We start from the raw sequence: 236 nt of genomic DNA on the forward strand, positions 1-236 counted from the left end.
GATCGCCGAAGGTTCGGTCTTCGAAAGCCAGACCGATACCGAGGTCATCGCCCACCTGATGGCGAAGTATCTGCGCGAGGGCCTGCAGCCACAGGCAGCACTACTGAAGATGCTGAACCGCGTCTCCGGCGCCTTCGCGCTGGCGGTGATGCTGAAGGATCATCCGAACACGATCATGGCCGCCCGCTCGGGCCCGCCGCTCGCCATCGGTCACGGTAAGGGCGAGATGTTCCTGG

The 236-nt window shown here is 64.0% G+C and carries 1 pseudogene; it reads left to right on the top strand.

Going from position 1 to position 236, the window contains the following annotated elements:
* Positions 1 to 236 (top strand): annotated as a pseudogene (locus SB659_RS20535) (glutamine--fructose-6-phosphate aminotransferase); the annotation flags it as partial.

The sequence above is a fragment of the Arthrobacter sp. SIMBA_036 genome, assembly GCF_046535135.1.
Classification (GTDB): Bacteria; Actinomycetota; Actinomycetes; order Actinomycetales; family Micrococcaceae; genus Arthrobacter.